Here is an 18184-nt window from a genome sequence, read left to right on the forward strand (position 1 = left end):
CAGTGCTTTTATCGTTGCCGCCATGGCGTTTGGGGCCTGCATGGCAGCCACGTCTGCCGTGGCGGGGCCACGCATTGATGCGCGCGCCTTCGCCACGCTGGCTGCCACATGCGCGCCACGCGTTGATCGCCTCACGCTCGAAGCGCTGGTGCGCACGGAGTCTGCCTACAACCCGTATGCGATCGGCGTGGTGGGCGGCAGGCTTGTGCGCCAACCGGCCACGCTGGAAGAAGCCGTCGCAACCGCGCGTTCACTGGAGCGCCAAGGCTACAACTTCAGTGTCGGGCTCGGGCAGGTCAACCGCTACAACCTTGCGCGCTTTGGCGAGACACTGGAAACCGCGTTCGACGCCTGCCGTAACTTGCGTGCAGGCGGCACCATCCTCGCCGAGTGCTTTGCACGCTCATTGCCGCGCTACGGAGATCAGCAGCAGGCGTTGCGCGCGGCGCTGTCGTGCTACTACAGCGGCAATTTCGAGACCGGCTTCCGCCATGGCTATGTGCAGAAGGTTGTCGCCAACGCTGGCGACGTGCCTGCCATCGTGCCCGACGCTGCCGGTGGGCGAATCGAGCCGATTCCTGTCGTGCCCGCCGGCGGCGCTACGCCGGCTGCAAGGGCACCCCGCCCCGCCTCTGCACCAGCACAACCACGGGTGCTGACCGGCAGCGCGTGCACGGGCCAGACCGGCCGGCAGGTGATGATCGTTGCGTGCAATCGCGCCGACGGCGCGTCGTGCCTGCGCTGCGTGGCACTGCCGCGCTGAACGCCGCGCGGCCGCTTCCACATCGCCCCTTCCCCCCGTCAGATCAGGTTCAGGCGGCCCGCAATGTAGGCCAGCTGAGCGCGGTTGGTCGCGCCGTAGCGGCGGCGAATCAGGCGCAAGTGGTAATCAACGTTGTGCGCCGTGGTGTGCAGTTTGATGGCGATTTCCTTGTCGCTCATGCCCGCGGCCAGGCACGTCAGCACACGGCTTTGCATGACGGTGAGCGGTGCCTCTTCACCGGATACGCACGTGTTGCGCGTGAACGTTTGCAGTGGCGCCCGCCAAACCTGATGCAGCGCCATGCCAAAGAGGATCGACTGGCCAAGCACACTGTCGCTGATCCATTCCCGCCCTGCATGCGGCGAGCTGAGGCTGACGATTGCATGGTTCATGCCCTTGCCCGCGCCCAGGCTGAACATCACGCCGCTGCGCAGGCCGTGTTCGTCCATCGCCTGCAGCAGCGCGCGCATTGTGGGCTCCATGCGCGCCTGGCCGCGCGCCAGCGATGCCAGATCCCACACCAGCGGCATGCCGGTGGCAAACACCGCGGGCAGGCGCGGGTCGACGGTGAACAGACGCTCGTCGCAATAGCGCTGCAGGAACCGCGGCGCCACGTAGTTCTTGAGCATGGCCACCGTGGGCGGCGCGTTTTCGTGGCGCTCGGTCAGCGCGTAGGTGAGGGACGAAAAACCCATCAGCCCCATCAGCCCGGACACAATGCGTGCGCGCTCGGCCACCCCGCGTGCGGCCTGCAGTTCGGCAGCCAGGCGCAGGCGACCCGGCTGTGCAGGCGCGGGCTCGAACAGCAGCGCGTGCTCGTCCACGGGAACAACGTCCGTGCCGGACGGCAGCGGCACGAAGAAGCGATCGCCATTGGCGGCATCGTCTGCTGCGGTGCGCGCGGCCAGGGAATCGGCGTGCCCGGGTAGCGATGCGCTGTCCGCCTTCGGGGACAGCGCATCCAGGTCGAGCTGGAGGGAAGCGCCTGGGCAGGTGGAAACACCGGACTGCGCGTCCGCCCCCTTGAGCGCGGTGCGCATGTCCATCAGCAGCGCCACGTCTTCGGCGCGGGGGAAACGTACTGCCTGCAAACCATCTGAGCGATGTGCGGCGGCCATTGCCGTCCTCCGGTCATGTTGGAAACACCTGCTTGGCCGCCGGAAAGCTTCCGGCCATAGCCAAGACTGTTTCCCCCCCGGGGGATGACATTTGCTGTGCGGTGACCCTGAGCACCGCTGGGCATGGATCGTGAAAAGCGACGTCCGGCCTACGTTTTGGCGCATTGTTGCAAGCCGACGGCAAGGTTGTCCAACAAAACTTTTTAGTGCCCCACCATCGACGTGGCTTATGTTGCAATGCAGCGGAGGACGCCGCTGACAGCGGTGGCAGGACGGCGCATCCATGCCCCTTGCGGCATGCCGGACATCATTGTGTCAGGATTGACCGTGCGTTATATCCAACCCTATATTGCGAATAATTAACCCAACCTGTCGCCGGCGCCCAACGCGTCACCTCGTGGTTTGCGGGAATCATCCGGCCAGCCAACCGCACCTTCGCAACGTATCCGCATGTCCGCTTCCATCTGGACGCCTCTGCTGCTCTCACTCAAGGTGGCCGGTTGGGCGACCGTCCTGAACCTCGTGCTGGGCGTGGGCGCGGCTTACGCGCTCGCGCGCACGCGCAATCGCCTGCGCGACGTCATCGACTCAATCCTGACGCTGCCCCTCGTACTGCCGCCCACGGTGCTCGGTTATTACCTGCTGGTGCTGCTGGGCCGGCGCGGCACGATCGGGGGGTGGCTCGACAGCCTCGGGATTCAGCTCGTCTTTACGTGGCAGGGTGCGGTGATTGCCTCCACGGTGGTGGCGTTTCCGCTGGTCATGAAATCCGCACGCGCCGCCTTTGAAGGCGTGGATCACCAACTGGAAAATGCGGCGCGTGTGCTGGGCCTGCCGGAGGCTGCCGTGTTCTTTCGCGTCACGCTGCCGCTGGCCGCACGCGGCATTGCCGCTGGCGTGCTGCTGGCCTTTGCGCGTGCATTGGGCGAATTTGGTGCCACGCTCATGATTGCCGGCAACCTGCCGGGCCGCACGCAGACGCTTTCCGTGGCCATCTACGAAGCCGTGCAGGCCGGCGACGACGCCACGGCCAATACGCTGGTGCTGATCACCTCACTCACCTGCATCGTAGTGCTAGTGGTTGCCAGCCGGCTGCTGCAAGGGCGCGCGCCCAGCCTGCAGGAGCAACTGGCATGAGCGGCGGCATGATCGACCTCGTCGTGCAGAAAACGCTCACCAGCGCGGCGCGTGTGTTCTCGCTGGACATTGCCGTACGCTCGGACAGCCGGCGCGTGGTGCTGTACGGGCCGTCGGGCGCTGGCAAGAGCCTCACCTTGCGCGCCATTGCCGGCCTCATGACGCCCGAGCGCGGCCGCATCGTGCTGAACGGCCGTACGCTGTTCGACCACGCCGAGAGCATCAACCTGAGCGCGCAGGAACGCCGCGTCGGCTACCTCTTCCAGGACTACGCGCTCTTCAACCACTTGACGGTGGCGCAGAACATCGCGTTCGGACTCAAGCGCGGGTGGTTCAACCCGCCCCGCCGCACACGCGACCCTCGCGTGCAGCAGTGGATCGACACATTCGAGCTAGGCGCCGTCGCCGCCAATTACCCGACGCAGATTTCCGGCGGGCAGCGCCAGCGTGTGGCGCTGGCCCGCGCGCTGATCGCCGAGCCGTCCATGCTGCTGTTAGACGAGCCCTTTGCCGCACTGGACCCGGCGCTGCGCACGCGCATGCGTTCCGAGCTGTCTGCCCTGCAAGCGCGGCTGCAGGTGCCGATGCTGATGATCACGCACGATCCGGCCGATGTGGAGATCTTCGGAGACCACGTATTCGAGCTGCGCGATGGCCGCGTCGTGGCCGATGCCGTGCGCGCGCCCGATGCGGCGCCGCTATCGCCGTATCCGCATCTGACGGCGGTGCTGAACCGCTAGAAAACGCCTAACGCGAGCCCGGTTGCCATGGCCTGCCCGAGGGTGCGGCAGCGCTCCAGATCGTCTGCCCCGATGTGCTTGAGAGCCAGGATGGCCTCGGGCGTTTGCGCATGCGTGCAGACGATGAGCGGTCCGGCCACGGCCTTGAGCCGCCAGCCGGTGGCAATGCGCTCAATCTGGCGCACCGCGTTCTGGCCATCGCTGCCTGCACAGATCAGGCATGCGTATGGCCGGCCGTTGATACGGTCGAGCACCGGGTAATAGCAGCGGTCGAAAAAATCCTTGAGCTGCCCGCTGATGGCGGCGAGGTTTTCCGGTGTCGCGAAGAGATAGCCGTCCGCCGCCAGCACATCGTCGGGGCCGGCCTGCGCCGCCTGCAGCAACCGCACGGCAACGCCGCCCTCTTCTGCGGCGCCCGCCTGCGCGGCCTCGGCCATCTGGCGTGTGCCGCCCGTCATCGAGTGGTAGACGATCAACAGGGTTTTGGGCGTCATGAAGGCTTAAGCCAATCCCAGGATCACGCTCGACGCCTCAAAGACGGCCACGGCTTTCACGCCTTCAGCGAGTGCCAGTGTTTCCACAGCGGTACGCGAGAGCATGGCCACCAGCACCGTTTCCCCCGCCAACGCAGCGTTCGCATCCAGCAGGCGCAGGCGCACTTCGGCCTGCACCGCGCCATCGCGGATTTCCGTGACCACGCATGGCAACTGGTTTTCTGCCGAGACGCGCCACTCGCCGGCGCCACGCATCAGCATCACAGCAGGCGCCTTGATGAGCGCGACGGCCTGCACGCCCGGCGCCAACCCCAGCACGCGCGTGCTTTCCTGCGTGATGGTGGCGGCGACAGCCTGACCGCCGGGCAGGCGCAGCGTCACCACATCGTTGACGGCGCCCGGTGCGACTGATTCGACCGTCCCGAACAGCGTATTGCGCGCGCTCGTGCGCAGCATCAGGCGGCGCAGCAGGTTGACGTCTTCACTGGCGGCTTGCGCGGCGGCATCCAGGCGTTCGACAAAGCGACGGTGCTCGGCTTCCAGCGCGCGAAAGCTCTCGATCAGCCGTTGCGCGCGGGGCGTCAGCACACTGCCGCCACCGCCCTTGCCGCCCGTGGTGCGCACCACCAGCGGCTCGCCGGCCAGGTTGTTCATGGTGTCGATGGCGTCCCACGCGGCCTTGTAGGAAAGACCTACCGCTTTTGCGCCTGCGGTGATGGAGCCGGTCTGCCCGATGGCAGCCAACAGTTCGATCCGGCCACGCCCGCCCCAGTTGTCTTCACCGGCGCGCAGCCAGATGGTGCCGTCGAGTTCCAGCATGTCGTCCCGTCTTGGATGGAGATTGCAACATGCAGGATGTTAACGTGTTAACGCCGATTCGCCGGCTCAAGCCGCCGCCAGGCGCGGCGTACGCACATGCAGCAGCACCGAGCGCGAGAGCAGCAGGCCACCCAGGAAGCCGAACAGCGCGCTGAACAGTGCCATGAAACTGCCGGAGTGCGAGACTTCCGGATGCATCGCCAGCATCACGTTGTAGGCATAGCGGGACGCGAACAGACCTACGATCACCACCATCGGCACCCAGCTTCCGGGCACGCGCACGGTGTCGGCAGTTTCGGACACGGCGCCGTCGGGCGGTGACATGTACGTCAGCAGGAATGCCACCAAAACAGCGACCAGCCACATCGTCAGCGCCAGCGCGCTGCCATGGCTTGCCATCGACACACCGTAAAGCGAATACGCGGCCACCACCAGCGGCAGTACGATCAGGCGGCGGCGCGACACGATGCGGGGCTGCATCTGACGCACCCCGATGGCGATCAGCACGGCAAACACGACGAACACCCAGGTGGGCGTGTGCGAAACGATGGAGGCGATCGATTCGAGCATGGCGGTCTCCCTGTTGGAATGACGCCAGCTTAGGTGCTGGCCCCCGCGCGCGGGAGCGGATTGCGACGAACGGCAGAAACCCCGGTGTGAACGGCTCAGTCAGCCATGCAGCCTGCCGGGCGGTCAGCCCAGCGCCGCGCGTACGCCAGCATCCACCACTGACAGGTGCGCCCGCAGCAAGCGGTCGAAACCTTCGGCCGTGACGGGCTTGCCGATGTAGTAACCCTGGATTTCCTGGCAGCCCGCCTTGGCAAGAAACTCCACCTGGTCGGCGTCTTCCACACCTTCAGCGGTGACGGTCATGCCCAGGGCGCGCGCCATGGCGACGATGGCCTCCGTCAGCGCCACGGAATCCGGATCGCCCGGAATGCCGGTGATGAACGAGCGGTCGATCTTCACGTTGCTGATCGGGAAGCGCTGCAGATACGACAACGATGAATACCCGGTACCGAAATCGTCGATGGAGATCCGGATGCCCTGCGCGGTGAGTGCATCGAACATGGGGCGGACTTCATCCGCACCGCCCATCAGCAGGCTTTCGGTAATTTCCACTTCGAGCGCGGTTGGCGGCAGCCCGGTGTCGGCCAGCGTCTGCTCGATCATGGGCACCACGTCGCCGGCCTGGAACTGGCGCGCCGACAGGTTGACCGCCATGCGGAAGTCATAGCCCAGCGCTTCGTACCAGATCACGGCCTGCTCGCAGGCGCGGCGCAAGACCCATGCGCCAATCGGCACAATCAGACCGGTCTCTTCCGCCACCGGGATGAACTCCACCGGCGAGATCGCCCCGAGCTTGGCGCTGTTCCAGCGCAGCAGTGCCTCGGCGCCGACGATGCGATGGCTGGCCAGGTCGTATTTGGGCTGATAGACGAGCTGCAGTTCGTTGTTCTCGCGCGCGTCGCGCAGCGCGTTTTCCAGCATGTAGCGGCGTTGCAGGCGGGCGTTCAGTTCAGCCGTGTAGAACTGCGCGCGGTTGCGGCCATTCTGCTTGGCGCGGTACATGGCGGCATCGGCCGAACGCAGCAGGTCGGAACCCGAGATGCCGTCGTGCGGATACAGCGCCACGCCAATCGACACGCCTAAGTAATACCGTCCGTTGACAGTATCGAACGGCTCGCGCATGGCCTGCAGCAAACGTTCGGCCAGCAGCGCGATGCGCTTTCCTTCGACACGCTGGTCGATCAGGATGACGAATTCGTCGCCGCCCAGGCGGGCGATCATGTCGCCAGGGCCGATGCAATCGGTCAGGCGGGCGGCGGCGCTTTGCAGCAGCGTGTCGCCGCAGGCATGGCCGGCGGTGTCGTTCACGCTTTTAAAGCGGTCGAGGTCAAGGAAGAAAAGCGCCAGTTCGCGGCTCTCGTCGCGTGCGCTCTCAATGGCGCTTTCCAGGTGTGCGATGAAGAAGCTGCGGTTGGTCAGCCCTGTCAGCGCATCGTGCGCGGCCAGATGGCGCAGGCGCTGCTCGGCGCGCTTGATGTCGGTGATATCGGCAAACGACAGCATCACGCTGCTGGGCGTGGGCTCGGCGTGACGACGGATCGGAATGATGTTCTGCCGCACCCACATCAGCTCGCCCGTCTTGAGCAACAGCCCATACACGCGGCCGAAGATGGGTTCGCCAGTGCGCAGAACCTGCCCGGACGGCATCATGGTCGAACCGATTTCCTTGCCGTCTTCATCCACGACGCGTTGAATCGGGTCGAGCCGGTTACGCCCGACAAGCTGCCCAGGACGCACGCGCAGGATGCGCTCGGCGCTGGCGTTGGCGGCCTGCACCACACCGTCCGGCGACATGATGACGACGCCTTCGTGCAGGTTCGAGATCGCCAGGCGATAGCGTTCTTCGCTTTCGGCCAGGCCGCGCTCGACGTTGTCCTTCTGAATGGCAACGCCTGCCAGGTGCGTGACGTCGTCGAGGAAATGCTGTTCTTCTTCCACGGGCATGCACGGTTGTCGATAGAACAACGCGAGCACACCAAGCTTGTCCCCGCGCGATGAACGGATCGGCAACGCCCAGGCAGAAGCAAAGCCCGCCGCCAACGCCGCCGTGCGCTCACGCTGCCAGCGCGGGTCGGTCGCAATGTTGTCGATGAAAACGGCGTCACCCAGGAATACGGCGCAACCGCATGCGCCAACATCGGGGCCGACTGGTGTGTTTTCCAGCGTGGCGGCATAGGCCGCGGGCAGCGTAGGCGCGGCGGCCACACTCAGGGTCTGGGAGTCGGCGTCCAGCAGCAGCAGCGCCGACATGGCATTCGGGTAGACCTGCTCGACGTACAGGCACAGATGGCGCAGCACCGTCGACAGCGTCGCATTGGAGGCAAGTTGCGCAAGCACGGCATTCTCCGAAGCGAGCAGGCGGCGCGCATGCAGTGCTTCGGCACGAGCCTGTACGGCGTGGCGCTCCAACGCATGGCGCGACACGGCTTCGCGCAGCACGATCATGACGGCGGGCTGCCCCTCGTGCTCGCACGCGGCGGCTTCGCTGGCAACCAGCACGTGCGTGTAGTCGGCGCGCACCAGACGGTGTTCGACCGGCTGTGCAGAGACGCCGCTGCTCACCATGCCCGCCAGGCGCGGAACCACCTGGGCAACGTCATCAGGATGAATCAGCCCGGCGAGTTGCAGGCCGGCCAGTTGCGCTGGATCCTGCGCGCCCAGCAAGCGGGCGGCTGCCGGGTTGGCTCGCACGAGGCGCCCGTCCACGGTCAGCAATACCGCGTCGGACGACAGCCGTGACAGCGCATCGAAATCGGTACCACGCACATCAGTCATCGCCCCGACCATGGCCGCCACCGGACGTTGCGCGGCCTGGGGGCCCAGCGCAACGTCTGCAGGAGAGGCTCCGGCCTGGGCCGGAAGAAACTGGGTCATGGGCAATGCGATGGCTTGAGCGATAACAGCAACAGCAGTGGCAATGGGAAAGCGAGAGGGAGACTACACGTGTCTCGACCCTAACCACAACGGCGCGCCGGCAGAAAACTGAAGGGTGCTGCGTGCGATACCCCTGACGGGCGTGTGGCGGCCGTCCTACGTTGCATGCCCCAAGAAAAAACCCGCGCTCAGTTGACGAGGCGCGGGTTGAAATCTCTGGACCGTGTCGATCTGTTCCAGAGAGGAGAACCGACCCATGAGGCAAGCGAGGCAAAGCTGCATCGCATCGCCATGTTGTGAATCATAGTTGCCCCCTTGGAAAAACAAAGGGCGGAAAAGACCGGATATTTCGTCCCATTTTCATTTCCGCCGACCCATTTGTTTTGGCACTGCACGAACCCCTGTGCTGCTTATCCCGCCTGCTTACATCGCCTGCATGTGCGAGCCTTATGGGCGGTTCGTTTCACGATGCAGACGATGCCGGAAAAATCTCCCCGGCATATCGGTTGGTCGCTACATTGGCAAGAATGTTCCAAGCTGCCAGATTATGTCGGTTCACATGAAGCATTTTGCGCAGGCAAAATCACGTCGGAGTGGCTCATGAGGCAGATTGCCGCGTCAAGTTCGGGCGCGGCATGCCGTTACTGGTCGAAAGAGCGCGCCTGTTCCGTGACCTAGCAGGCGCAATTTGGATGCCCGTTCCTGGACTGTCATGCCGTCTCTGTCTCCCCCCACTGGATCGCTTTCACGGCGCACGACGCGGTTGCTGATTGCCGTGAGCGTGCTGGCCGTCCTTGTTGCGTTGCCGCGCGCACACGCTTCAACGCCGCCCGCGGCCGCAGTTGTGCCTGCCCCCAGCCGGCCACCCGTTGCTGCTGCCCCGCCCGCACCGATTCCGGCCGCCAAGACAACCAAGGCGACGACGGTTGCCTCTACCGCCCCGACCTGCCAAGCGATCATGCGGCGCCTGTCGGGCAGCCTGGCTGCCACGCCGAGCACGGCCGATAAGCCGGGCACCGTGATGATCGACGTGGACAAGGCGGGCGTGATGATGGCTTGCAGCCATTCCGACTCCATTGCCATCCCTGTACCGGGTGGCAAGCCGCGATGACACCCTTCGTCTTCGCACACCGTGTCATGGCCGGCATGCTGGCGGCGCTGGCAGCGCTGTCCATGCCGGTGGCCGGTGCGGAGCGCTGGATCAGGCTGGCCGATCAACCGGACAGCTACGCATCGCTCGACGTCGGAAGCATCCAGCGCATGCCCAGCGGGCCGGTCAGCGCATGGGTGCGCGTAGAAGCGTCGAATCGCTCGGGCATGCGCTCGCTGCAACGCATGTTCGGCGCCTTTCGCGGCGACATGGCCGATTTTCTGTACACCATCGATTGCCGCAGCCGGCAGTTCTCCGTCTCGCAAGCCAAGCTGTATCAAGGCGCGCTGACCGTCAGCGAACGACAGCTCGCCAACGATGCGGGCTGGCAACGCGTGGATGCCGTGGGCCTGGCCGGCGAGGTGGCGCGCCAGCTCTGCAGCGGATAGCGTCCAGGCTTCTTGCATCGCATCGCGGTGCCATCGTTGGTAACATCAACGCGTGCGCCCCGCTCCCAAGTCCCCTTCGCTTCAGCCTGCCGACCCTCGCGTAACCGCAGACGCGAGCGTCTTCGGCACGCTTGCACGCGGCTCGCGCGCATCGCTCGAGCGCGTGACGAATCTGGGCGATGGGGTGACCGCCGCCATCTGGCGCAACGAGCACGACGAGGCGCGCTACATCCAGCCCGAGCACCACACGCTTTCGGTCTATCTGCAGGGCGGGTACACCACGCACCGCCAGGATCTGCCGCACCTGTTCGGTGCGCCGGGGCGCGTCTGCATGCTGCCGGCCGAACACCAGTCGAGCTGGGTAATCGAGCAGCCGATGCGTTTCGTTCATCTGTATTTCACGCCTGACGCGTTGGCGGGGCACGCCGTACGTTTGCTCGACGCAGAGCCCCGCCTGTTCACGCTGCACGACCGCACCTTCATTGAAGATGTTCATCTCGCACAAGCCTGCGCGAACATCGCTCAGCTCGACTGGACCGACCTGGACGACCGCATGCGCGCCAACGCGCTGGCCAACGACACGCTGTCGTATCTCGTGCAGACCCAGGGCCGCACGCGGGCGCTGGCCGTACGTGGCGGACTGGCGCCGCACGTATGCCGGCGCATTGCCGCGCGTATCGATGCCGAGCTGCATCTGCCCCTGTCGCTCGGGCAACTCGCAGCAGAAGCAAACCTGTCGGAGTTCCATTTCGCACGGATGTTTCGGGCATCGTTCGGGGTGGCGCCGCATGAGTGGGTGATGCAGCAACGCATGGCGCGCGCGCAAACGCTGTTGCGCACTACAACCCTTGCGCTGGCGACGATTGCCGAGCGCTGCGGCTTTGCCAGCGCCAGTCATTTCAGCCGGCGATTTGCTCTGCAGCTCGGCGCGTCGCCGTCGCGCTACCGGCAGGCGTGGCACGGGGCTAGGCCGTAGCCTGCCACGTCAATATGCGAACGACCGTGCATCGCGATCGCCCGGCTCTCCATATCAGCCGAAAAGCTGCGCTGGACTAGCGTTTTCCACGATAGAGGCGCATCGGCGGGCGCAGTAACGTGGAGATGGGTTCCCCATGGAGACCGCCATGTTTACCCATATCCTCCTGCCGACCGACGGCTCCGAACAGTGCCGCAAGGCCATCGACGGCGCGCTCAAGCTGGCGCGCGCCACGGGTTGCCGCCTCACCGCCTACACGTGCATTGAAGAATTCCCCAACATGGCCTATTCGGCCGGCGTGGGCGAGTGTCCGCATGCGCACTACATGGAAACGGTGCAGGGCCACGCCAAGGACTGCATCGACCGCATTGCAGAGCGCGCCCGGGAAGAAGGCGTGCAGTTCGACAGCGATGTGTCGCAGTTTCCCGAGCCCTATCTGGGCATCCTGGATGCGGCAAAGCGGCACGCGTGCGACGTCATCTTCATGGCATCGCACGGGCACCGCAGCCTGATGGGACGACTGTTGATCGGCAACGAGACGCGCAAGGTGCTGACCTACGCGCATGTTCCGGTGGTGGTCTACCGCTAGGCATCCGTTCACGGGCCGCCCTGCGGACCGGGAACCGATTTCATCTTTGGGCCAATCCCGAATTACATCATCGGTGCGGGTTCCAGCCCGCCTTCTCCGGGCTCGAGCTCGGCCACACGCTGAGCCTCACGGTCGGCGATCTGCTTGCGCTGCTCCGGCGTGAGCACCTGCATGATCTTGGCGCCAGCCTGCGCGCGCAACTGCGCTTCGCGAGCCACGGCGCGGCCCAACGATTCAGTCAGGCTGCGCGCACGCGCTTCGTCATACTGACCCGAAGCCACCATCTGATGCAGATCGCGCCGGGCGTGCTCGATGGCCTTGCGCTGTTCGCGCGCTTCGGGCATCTGCGCATATTCGATGGCGAAGATCTTGTCGCGCTGCTCTTCGGTCAGCTTCAGGCCGTGCAGGAAGGGCGCGCCGCCATGATGCGGGCCCATGCCACGCGGGCCGCCGGGGCCCATGCCTGGCCCGCGCTCCATCATGCCCGGACCATGTGGTGACATAGGTGGCATGGGCGAGAGCGGATCAGCGCCGGGCCCGGCGGTCTGGGCCAGCGCGGCGCACGAGAGCAAAAGTCCGGCGGCAATACCGGCCACGCGGGAAGTCACTGCGGTCATGTTGAGGCTCCTGATGAGATCGTCGGCCGGACATGCCAGCCATACGCTCACTGTAGCCATCGACATCGCACCAAAGGTGGGCAAACAGAGGAGTTTTCTTGAACCTCAGGCGTCAAGGCGATAACCCACGCCATAGACGGAATGGATCAGGTCGGTGCCCGGGCTCACCTGCTCCATCTTGCGGCGCAGGTTCTTGATGTGGGTATCGACCGTGCGGTCGGTCACGATGCGGTGGTCGTCGTAGATCTGCTCGAGCAGGTTCGATCGCGACAGAATGCGCCCCGGTGCGCCCGCCAGCGCAGCCAGCAGGCGAAACTCCACCGGCGTGAGGTCGAGGCGCTGCCCGCGCAGCGTGGCGGCATAGGCGGCACCGTCGATCTGCAAGGCGCTTTCCGACATGCCGCCACCGCGCTGTACGCGGCGCAGGATGGTCTTGATGCGCGCCACCAGTTCGCGTGGGCTGAAAGGCTTGCAGACGTAATCGTCGGCGCCCAGCTCCAGGCCGAGCAGGCGGTCGATTTCTTCAACACGCGCCGTCACCATGACGATGGGCACCTCGCTGAATGCGCGTACCTCGCGGCAGATTTCCAGGCCGTCCTTGCCGGGCAGCATCAGGTCGAGCAGCACGAGTTCGGGTGCGGTCTCACGAATGCGCTGCGTGGCATGCGTGCCATCGGCCAGCCACTCGGTCTCGTAATGAGCGGCGCGCAGATAGTCGGTCATCAATGCGGCCAGCTTGGGTTCGTCTTCAATGATCAGAATCATGGTCGGCTAGCGGATCAAGCACATCAAGAACAGGCAGGCGAATGGCGATCCACAGCCCGCCCAATGGCGAATGTCTGGCGTCAATGGTGCCGCCGTGTGCGGCAATGATGGTCTGGCACAGGCTCAGGCCCAGGCCAGCCCCGCCCTGCGCCCGGCTGCGTGAGGCATCCACACGGAACAGGCGGTCGAAGATGCGCGGCAGCATTGCCTCGGGCACGCCCGGCGCGCTGTCCTGCACGTCGATCTGCTGCCAGCCGCCCTCCTGATGGACATGCACGCGCAGCGTGCCGCCCGCGTCGGTATAGCGCAGCGTGTTTTCCAGCAGGTTCTGCATGACCTGTCGCAGGCGCTGCGGGTCGCCGTTGACCATCGTGGCATGCGACGGCGCGGCCGGCACGTCCAGCTGCAGCGCGATGCGCTTTTCCATCAGGCGTGGCGTGAAGCCTTGCACGGCGTTGCACACGGTGTCGGCCAGGTCGAGCGGCTCCATGTGGAAGGCGAGCGCGCCAACGTCGGCCAGGGAGAGTTCATACAAGTCGTCGATGAGCTTGCTGAGCGTCGACACTTCGGCCTGCAATGACGCGAGCGACGTAGCCGTCAACGGGCGCACGCCGTCTTCCAGGGCTTCGAGTTCGCCGCGCAGCACGGCCAGCGGCGTGCGCAGTTCGTGCGAGATGTCGGCCGTGAGCTGACGCCGCATCTTCTGGTTGGCCTCCAGCGATGCGGCCAGGTGGTTGAAATCCGCCGCGAGCCCGCCGAGTTCATCGCGCGAATGCACGTCGACACGGGTGGCGTAGTCGCCGTCGGCCATGCGGCGCGCGGCATCGGTCAGGCGACGCATCGGGGCCAGCAGACCGCGGGCGAGCAGCACCGCCACCAGCGCCGCCAGCAGGACCGACAGCCCGGCGATGATCCACGTAGCGCGCAGCTGCTGCGCCTGGAATGCCTGGTCGGCGCCTTCGGGGACCCGCACGCGCGGGGGCATGGCCAGCCAGCCGATGGTCTGGCCGTTATGGTGCAGTTCCTGCCATCGCGCGTTCGGCCCGAGCGGCGGCCCGTCTCCAATGACGACGTTGCGCTGCGCATCAAGCAGCCAGATTGGCGAGTGCGGCATCGGCGGCTCGCCGGGCGGGTGCAAGGGCATGCTCCCTGCGGGAGGCGGGCCGGGCGGCGGCGGCATGTCTCCGTCGATGCCGCGGTCCGGGCCGGGTGGGAGCGGATCAAAGCGATGGCCCGGTGGCAGGTCGAAGCGGTCGCCGCCCATGCCGTTGGCGCGTGCCCGGGCGCCTTCGCGGCGCAGCAGGCGGAACCACGCCATGCGATCGTTGCGCAGGAAATCCCAGTTGCCGTGCTGCGTGTAGGCACCCTCCACGCCCTGCGCGAGCACGGCCATGCGCTCGGATTCGCGCGCGTTCACGTAGTCGAGAAAATTGGCGTCAAAGCGCCAGCGCACCGCCGCGCCCATGGCGAGCGCAACAACGATGCTCAGCATGAACAACGCGACGAACAGCTTGGAGGTGATACCGAAAGACGGGCGCATGGATCAGTCAGGGGCTGCCGGGCTCCGCTAGCAGGAGCGGTTCCCGCACTGCCCGGCAGCAGGCACGGCCTCATCTTACCGGGCGCGCTGCCGCAGAAAGCGCCAGCATACCAACCGCCTGTGGGCAAAAAATGAGCGAAATGCGAAGAAAGCGTATGCTGCTGCCACGCTACAGATCCATATATTCGCGTATCCCCTTCACAAGGAACCGCCCTTGCCCAGCCGGTCGGCCAACCTCGCGTTTTCGATGCATCGCTGCGCCATGCGCGGCGTGGAAGCCGTCGCCGCAGATTCTGGCCACGCCTTCCCGCGCCACACGCATGGCCAGTTCGGCATCGGCATCGTTGATCGGGGGGCGCAGAGATCATTCAGCGGACGCGGCACGGTAGAAGCCGGCGCAGGCGACGTCATCACGGTCAATCCGTTTGAAGTGCACGATGGAACACCCATCGGCGATGCCGGCCGCGCATGGCGCATGCTTTACCTCGACCCCGGCGTGGTCGCAGAGTTGGCGACGGACATGCACCCCGGCCACTGCGGCGACGCTGAATTTGACCGCCCTGTCATCCACGACGCAGACCTCGCCCCTCGCATGCACCTGTTGTTTGCGCAGATGACGGTGCCCGCCGCGCAAAGCGATGCACTGCTGCGCGAGCAGCTGCTGCTGTCCGTCCTGGCAGACGCGCTGCACGCCTCCCACGACCGCACCAACCACCACGCCGACGCCGCCCCCGACGCCATCCAGCTTGCCCGCACCCGCATCGACGACGACCCCGCGGCCGCCATCTCCCTGCTCGACCTCGCGCACGAGACCGGCCTCAGCCGCTTCCAGGTATTGCGCGGTTTTGCCCGCGTCACGGGCCTCACGCCTCACGCCTATCAGGTGCAGCGTCGCGTGGCCCTGGCACGCCGCCTGATCGCCCAAGGCCAGCCCTTGGCTGAAGTGGCAGCCGCATGCGGTTTTGCCGATCAAAGCCACATGACGCGGCAGTTCGTGCGCAAGTACGGCGTGTCGCCGGGCATGGTGGCAGCGGCGCGCTAGCCGCATCCTCCGCATCCTCCGCACCCTCCGCACCCTCGCGCTGCAATTTCGTTCAAGACGCGCACATCGCGTGCGCCCATCCTGCGGCTTCCACCCACGCAGGATGCGATATGTCCAAACGACTCGAAGGTTGTCTCTACCTTGCCCTGGCGATGGTGCTGGTGGGCAGCACCGTGGCGGCCAGCAAGATCATCGCGGCGGGCTTGCCGCCCTTTACAGCGACGGCGTTGCGCTTTGCGATGGCACTGCCGATGTTCCTCGTCATCATGCGCATGACCCGTTCGCGCTGGCCCGTGCTTGCACGCCGCGACTGGGTGCTGCTCTTCCTGCAGGCGGCCGCCGGCAGCGTGGGCTATACGACGCTGCTCATTTCGGGCCTGCGGCACACGTCTGCCGCAGACGCGGGCGTCATCATCGGGACGCTGCCGGTCATGTCGGCGCTCATTGCAATCGTGCTGCTGGGCGAACGGCCCGGCCGCGCGGTGCTGGGGGCGATTGGGCTGGCCACCGCCGGCGTGCTGGCCATCGCCCTGCAGCCGCGCGGCGACGCGACGCATCCGCTGCTGGGCAATCTGCTGGTGATGGGCGCAGTGGTGTGCGAGGGGCTCTTCATCCTGCTCAACAAACGCCTGCGCACGCCCGTACCGCCGCTTGCGCTGTCGGCATTGATGAGTGCATTCGGTTTGCTGACAGCGCTGCTGCCCGCGCTGTGGGAAGCGCCGTGGCAGTTGCACGCATCGGTGCAAGCCACGCAAGCACTGCTGGCCGTGGCGTATTACGCCATCGTGCCGACGGTCGGTGGTTTTGTGCTCTGGTATGCCGGGGCCGCGCGCGTGAGCGGCGCGGAGGCGTCGCTGTTTACCGCCCTGGCGCCTGTGGCAGCCGTGGTATTTGCAGCAACGCTGCTCGGCGAGGCCGTCAGCACGCGCCAGGTCAGTGGCATCGCCTGCGTGCTGGCGGCGGTGCTCAGCCTTGGCCTGGCGCGTGCACCACGGCCGGTCACATCGACGACGTCTTAAGCTTCCGCCTCGGGTGCCGTCACATCTTCCATGCGCTCGATCCGCACGCGCACGATGCGACGGCTGGCGGCTTCGAGAATGACGAAACGCAGGTCGTGGCGCACCAGCGTATCGCCCACCTCCGGCAGGCGGTCCCATTGGTTGAAAAGGTAGCCACCGAGGCTCGTGGCGCCGCCGCCTTCATCGAGCAGCCAGTCGACATGCAGGACATCTTCGAGCTGGCGCAGGTCGGCCTCGCCGGCGACTTCCCAGCAGCCATCGCTGACTTCCACCACGCCCAGGCGTTCGTCCTCATCGGGGAATTCACCGGCAATGGCTTCGAGCACGTCGATGGGCGTCACCACGCCCTGCACCACGTCCAGCGGATCGGTCACCAGCAGCATGCGCCCGCGCGCACGCTTGAGCTGATCCATCAGGCGGAGGATGCCGATGTTGTCGGACACCTTGAGCGCAGGCTTCACGCTGCGGTCTACGTCGATTGAGCCGCGGGTGTCGAGATCGCCCATCAGGTCCTTTGCGCGAGCAACGCCCACCAAGTCATCCAACCCGCCGCGGCAGACCGGAAACTGGTTATGCGGCACAGCCAGCAGCAACTTGCGCGTGACGGCCGCATCGGCATCGATATCCACCCACGAAATATCGTGGCGCGGCGTCATGATCGAGCGCACCGAACGTTCGGCCAAATCCAGCACGCCGCTGACCATGCTGCGCTCTTCCGGGCGGAACACGGTCTCGGGCACGGACTTGCCGGTCTCGTGCGAAGCGGCTTCGTGCGATTCAGACTCTGCCGGCGCGCCACGGCGGTCGCCCAGCAAGCTCAGCACGGCATCGGCAGTGCGCTCGCGCAGCGGGCGCCGGCGCTCGTAGCGCACGGTATTGCGCTGGGCCACCTGGTTGAAGAACTCGATCAGGATCGAGAAGCCGATGGCGGCATACAGATAGCCCTTCGGAATATGAAAGCCCAGGCCCTCGGCAACGAGCGAGAAGCCGATCATCAGCAGGAAGCTCAGGCACAACACCACCACCGTGCGATGCGCGTTGACGAATTCCGTCAGCGGCCGCGAAGCAAACAGCATGGCGCCCATCGCGATCACCACGGCCGCCATCATCACCGGCAAATCGTTGACCATGCCCACGGCGGTGATGACGGAGTCGATGGAGAACACCGCATCGAGAATCACCACCTGCGCGATCACGTTCCAGAACTTGCCGTGACCGCTGCCGTGGCTTTCGTCCTGCGGCTGGCCGTCCAGACGTTCATGCAGCTCGGACGTGGCCTTGAACAGCAGGAAGAAACCACCCAGCAGCAGGATGATCGATCGGCCCGACAGGTCGACCGGCCCCAGCGTGAGCAACGGCTTGGTCAGCCCGATCAGCCACGACATGGCGGCCAGCAGCACCATGCGCATCAGCAACGCCAGGCCCAGACCGATCATCCGGGCCCGGTCTCGCAGCGCTGGCGGCAGCTTGTTGACCAGGATGGCGATGAAAACGAGGTTGTCGATGCCGAGAACAATCTCGAGCACCACCAGGGTGAACAGGCCGATCCAGATGGACGGGTCAGCAAGCCAGGTCATAGCGG

At 65.8% G+C, this 18184-nt stretch carries 18 protein-coding genes; 9 read left to right on the forward strand and 9 right to left on the reverse strand.

From position 1 onward, the window contains the following. Positions 1-40 precede the first annotated feature (40 nt). Complete coding sequence (locus BM136_RS11580) at positions 41-763, forward strand: lytic transglycosylase domain-containing protein (RefSeq protein ID WP_254775678.1); 723 nt, start codon at positions 41-43, stop codon at positions 761-763. A gap of 38 nt (positions 764-801) precedes the next feature. Here BM136_RS11580 and BM136_RS11585 read toward each other — a convergent pair whose 3' ends face one another. Next, the gene (locus BM136_RS11585) at positions 802-1881 is read right to left on the reverse strand and encodes a helix-turn-helix transcriptional regulator (protein ID WP_175537119.1); all 1080 of its coding nucleotides are present in this window, start codon (positions 1879-1881) and stop codon (positions 802-804) included. A gap of 450 nt (positions 1882-2331) precedes the next feature. Here BM136_RS11585 and modB point away from each other — a divergent pair, with 450 nt between their 5' ends. Together modB and BM136_RS11595 are read left to right on the forward strand one after the other, a co-directional pair. Next, a complete protein-coding gene (gene modB, locus BM136_RS11590) occupies positions 2332-3018 on the forward strand; it encodes a molybdate ABC transporter permease subunit (protein ID WP_092971980.1) in 687 nt (228 codons plus the stop codon). Continuing rightward, a complete protein-coding gene (locus BM136_RS11595) occupies positions 3015-3758 on the forward strand; it encodes an ABC transporter ATP-binding protein (protein WP_092971981.1) in 744 nt (247 codons plus the stop codon). Before modB ends, BM136_RS11595 begins: the two co-directional genes overlap by 4 nt. On the opposite strand, the gene BM136_RS11600 is transcribed toward BM136_RS11595, so the two are convergent. From BM136_RS11600 to BM136_RS11615, 4 genes are all read right to left on the reverse strand, one after another. Continuing rightward, positions 3755-4252: a flavodoxin family protein gene (locus tag BM136_RS11600; protein WP_092971982.1), complete on the reverse strand. Its 498-nt coding sequence runs from the start codon at positions 4250-4252 to the stop codon at positions 3755-3757. The genes BM136_RS11595 and BM136_RS11600 overlap by 4 nt on opposite strands. A 6-nt stretch (positions 4253-4258) precedes the next feature. Continuing rightward, on the reverse strand, positions 4259-5071 hold the full coding sequence (locus tag BM136_RS11605; protein WP_092971983.1) for a TOBE domain-containing protein: 813 nt from the start codon (positions 5069-5071) through the stop codon (positions 4259-4261). A 66-nt stretch (positions 5072-5137) separates the two neighbouring features. Next, positions 5138-5641, reverse strand: a complete 504-nt coding sequence (locus BM136_RS11610) for a DUF6622 family protein (RefSeq protein WP_092971984.1) — start codon at positions 5639-5641, stop codon at positions 5138-5140. A gap of 123 nt (positions 5642-5764) precedes the next feature. Next, a complete protein-coding gene (locus BM136_RS11615; protein WP_092971985.1) occupies positions 5765-8515 on the reverse strand; it encodes a sensor domain-containing protein in 2751 nt (916 codons plus the stop codon). Positions 8516-9227: 712 nt separating this feature from the next. On the opposite strand from BM136_RS11615, the gene BM136_RS11620 reads away from it, so the two are divergent. From BM136_RS11620 to BM136_RS11635, 4 genes are all read left to right on the forward strand, one after another. Beyond that, positions 9228-9626 (forward strand): glycoprotein, encoded by a 399-nt coding sequence (locus BM136_RS11620; protein ID WP_092971986.1) that lies wholly within the window; start codon positions 9228-9230, stop codon positions 9624-9626. After that, complete coding sequence (locus tag BM136_RS11625; RefSeq protein WP_092971987.1) at positions 9623-10054, forward strand: hypothetical protein; 432 nt, start codon at positions 9623-9625, stop codon at positions 10052-10054. The genes BM136_RS11620 and BM136_RS11625 overlap by 4 nt, the downstream gene beginning before the upstream one ends. Before the next feature lie 52 nt (positions 10055-10106). Next, positions 10107-11030 carry a helix-turn-helix domain-containing protein gene (locus BM136_RS11630; RefSeq protein WP_092971988.1) on the forward strand — a complete coding sequence of 308 codons (924 nt, stop codon included), beginning with the start codon at positions 10107-10109 and terminating at the stop codon, positions 11028-11030. 148 nt (positions 11031-11178) lie between these two features. Then, positions 11179-11619, forward strand: a complete 441-nt coding sequence (locus BM136_RS11635; protein WP_092972309.1) for a universal stress protein — start codon at positions 11179-11181, stop codon at positions 11617-11619. 62 nt (positions 11620-11681) lie between these two features. Here BM136_RS11635 and BM136_RS11640 read toward each other — a convergent pair whose 3' ends face one another. The 3 genes from BM136_RS11640 to BM136_RS11650 all read right to left on the reverse strand — a co-directional run bounded on the left by BM136_RS11640 (position 11682) and on the right by BM136_RS11650 (position 14541). Further along, entirely contained in the window at positions 11682-12236 is a 555-nt protein-coding gene (locus tag BM136_RS11640) for a Spy/CpxP family protein refolding chaperone (protein ID WP_092971989.1), read from the reverse strand. Between the two features lie 105 nt (positions 12237-12341). After that, positions 12342-13001, reverse strand: a complete 660-nt coding sequence (locus BM136_RS11645; RefSeq protein ID WP_092971990.1) for a response regulator — start codon at positions 12999-13001, stop codon at positions 12342-12344. Beyond that, positions 12985-14541, reverse strand: a complete 1557-nt coding sequence (locus tag BM136_RS11650) for an ATP-binding protein (protein ID WP_092971991.1) — start codon at positions 14539-14541, stop codon at positions 12985-12987. The genes BM136_RS11645 and BM136_RS11650 overlap by 17 nt, the downstream gene beginning before the upstream one ends. Positions 14542-14803: 262 nt before the next feature. On the opposite strand from BM136_RS11650, the gene BM136_RS11655 reads away from it, so the two are divergent. Together BM136_RS11655 and BM136_RS11660 are read left to right on the forward strand one after the other, a co-directional pair. Further along, entirely contained in the window at positions 14804-15583 is a 780-nt protein-coding gene (locus tag BM136_RS11655; protein WP_092972310.1) for an AraC family transcriptional regulator, read from the forward strand. 110 nt (positions 15584-15693) lie between these two features. Further along, positions 15694-16602: a DMT family transporter gene (locus BM136_RS11660; RefSeq protein WP_092971992.1), complete on the forward strand. Its 909-nt coding sequence runs from the start codon at positions 15694-15696 to the stop codon at positions 16600-16602. Here BM136_RS11660 and BM136_RS11665 read toward each other — a convergent pair. Then, positions 16599-18179, reverse strand: a complete 1581-nt coding sequence (locus tag BM136_RS11665; protein ID WP_092971993.1) for a TerC family protein — start codon at positions 18177-18179, stop codon at positions 16599-16601. The two genes, BM136_RS11660 and BM136_RS11665, sit on opposite strands and share 4 nt — an antisense overlap. Between the last annotated feature and the right edge of the window lie 5 nt (positions 18180-18184).

Source organism: Ralstonia sp. NFACC01 (assembly GCF_900115545.1).
Classification (GTDB): domain Bacteria; phylum Pseudomonadota; class Gammaproteobacteria; order Burkholderiales; family Burkholderiaceae; genus Ralstonia; species Ralstonia mojiangensis.

Coding starts and splice junctions, on each gene's coding strand:
- BM136_RS11580 (WP_254775678.1), top strand. CDS start 41: ATGGCAGCCACGTCTGCCGTGGCGGGGCCACGCATTGATGCGCGCGCC.
- BM136_RS11585 (WP_175537119.1), bottom strand. CDS start 1,881: ATGGCCGCCGCACATCGCTCAGATGGTTTGCAGGCAGTACGTTTCCCC.
- modB (WP_092971980.1), top strand. CDS start 2,332: ATGTCCGCTTCCATCTGGACGCCTCTGCTGCTCTCACTCAAGGTGGCC.
- BM136_RS11595 (WP_092971981.1), top strand. CDS start 3,015: ATGAGCGGCGGCATGATCGACCTCGTCGTGCAGAAAACGCTCACCAGC.
- BM136_RS11600 (WP_092971982.1), bottom strand. CDS start 4,252: ATGACGCCCAAAACCCTGTTGATCGTCTACCACTCGATGACGGGCGGC.
- BM136_RS11605 (WP_092971983.1), bottom strand. CDS start 5,071: ATGCTGGAACTCGACGGCACCATCTGGCTGCGCGCCGGTGAAGACAAC.
- BM136_RS11610 (WP_092971984.1), bottom strand. CDS start 5,641: ATGCTCGAATCGATCGCCTCCATCGTTTCGCACACGCCCACCTGGGTG.
- BM136_RS11615 (WP_092971985.1), bottom strand. CDS start 8,515: ATGACCCAGTTTCTTCCGGCCCAGGCCGGAGCCTCTCCTGCAGACGTT.
- BM136_RS11620 (WP_092971986.1), top strand. CDS start 9,228: ATGCCGTCTCTGTCTCCCCCCACTGGATCGCTTTCACGGCGCACGACG.
- BM136_RS11625 (WP_092971987.1), top strand. CDS start 9,623: ATGACACCCTTCGTCTTCGCACACCGTGTCATGGCCGGCATGCTGGCG.
- BM136_RS11635 (WP_092972309.1), top strand. CDS start 11,179: ATGTTTACCCATATCCTCCTGCCGACCGACGGCTCCGAACAGTGCCGC.
- BM136_RS11640 (WP_092971989.1), bottom strand. CDS start 12,236: ATGACCGCAGTGACTTCCCGCGTGGCCGGTATTGCCGCCGGACTTTTG.
- BM136_RS11645 (WP_092971990.1), bottom strand. CDS start 13,001: ATGATTCTGATCATTGAAGACGAACCCAAGCTGGCCGCATTGATGACC.
- BM136_RS11650 (WP_092971991.1), bottom strand. CDS start 14,541: ATGCGCCCGTCTTTCGGTATCACCTCCAAGCTGTTCGTCGCGTTGTTC.
- BM136_RS11655 (WP_092972310.1), top strand. CDS start 14,804: ATGCGCGGCGTGGAAGCCGTCGCCGCAGATTCTGGCCACGCCTTCCCG.
- BM136_RS11660 (WP_092971992.1), top strand. CDS start 15,694: ATGTCCAAACGACTCGAAGGTTGTCTCTACCTTGCCCTGGCGATGGTG.
- BM136_RS11665 (WP_092971993.1), bottom strand. CDS start 18,179: ATGACCTGGCTTGCTGACCCGTCCATCTGGATCGGCCTGTTCACCCTG.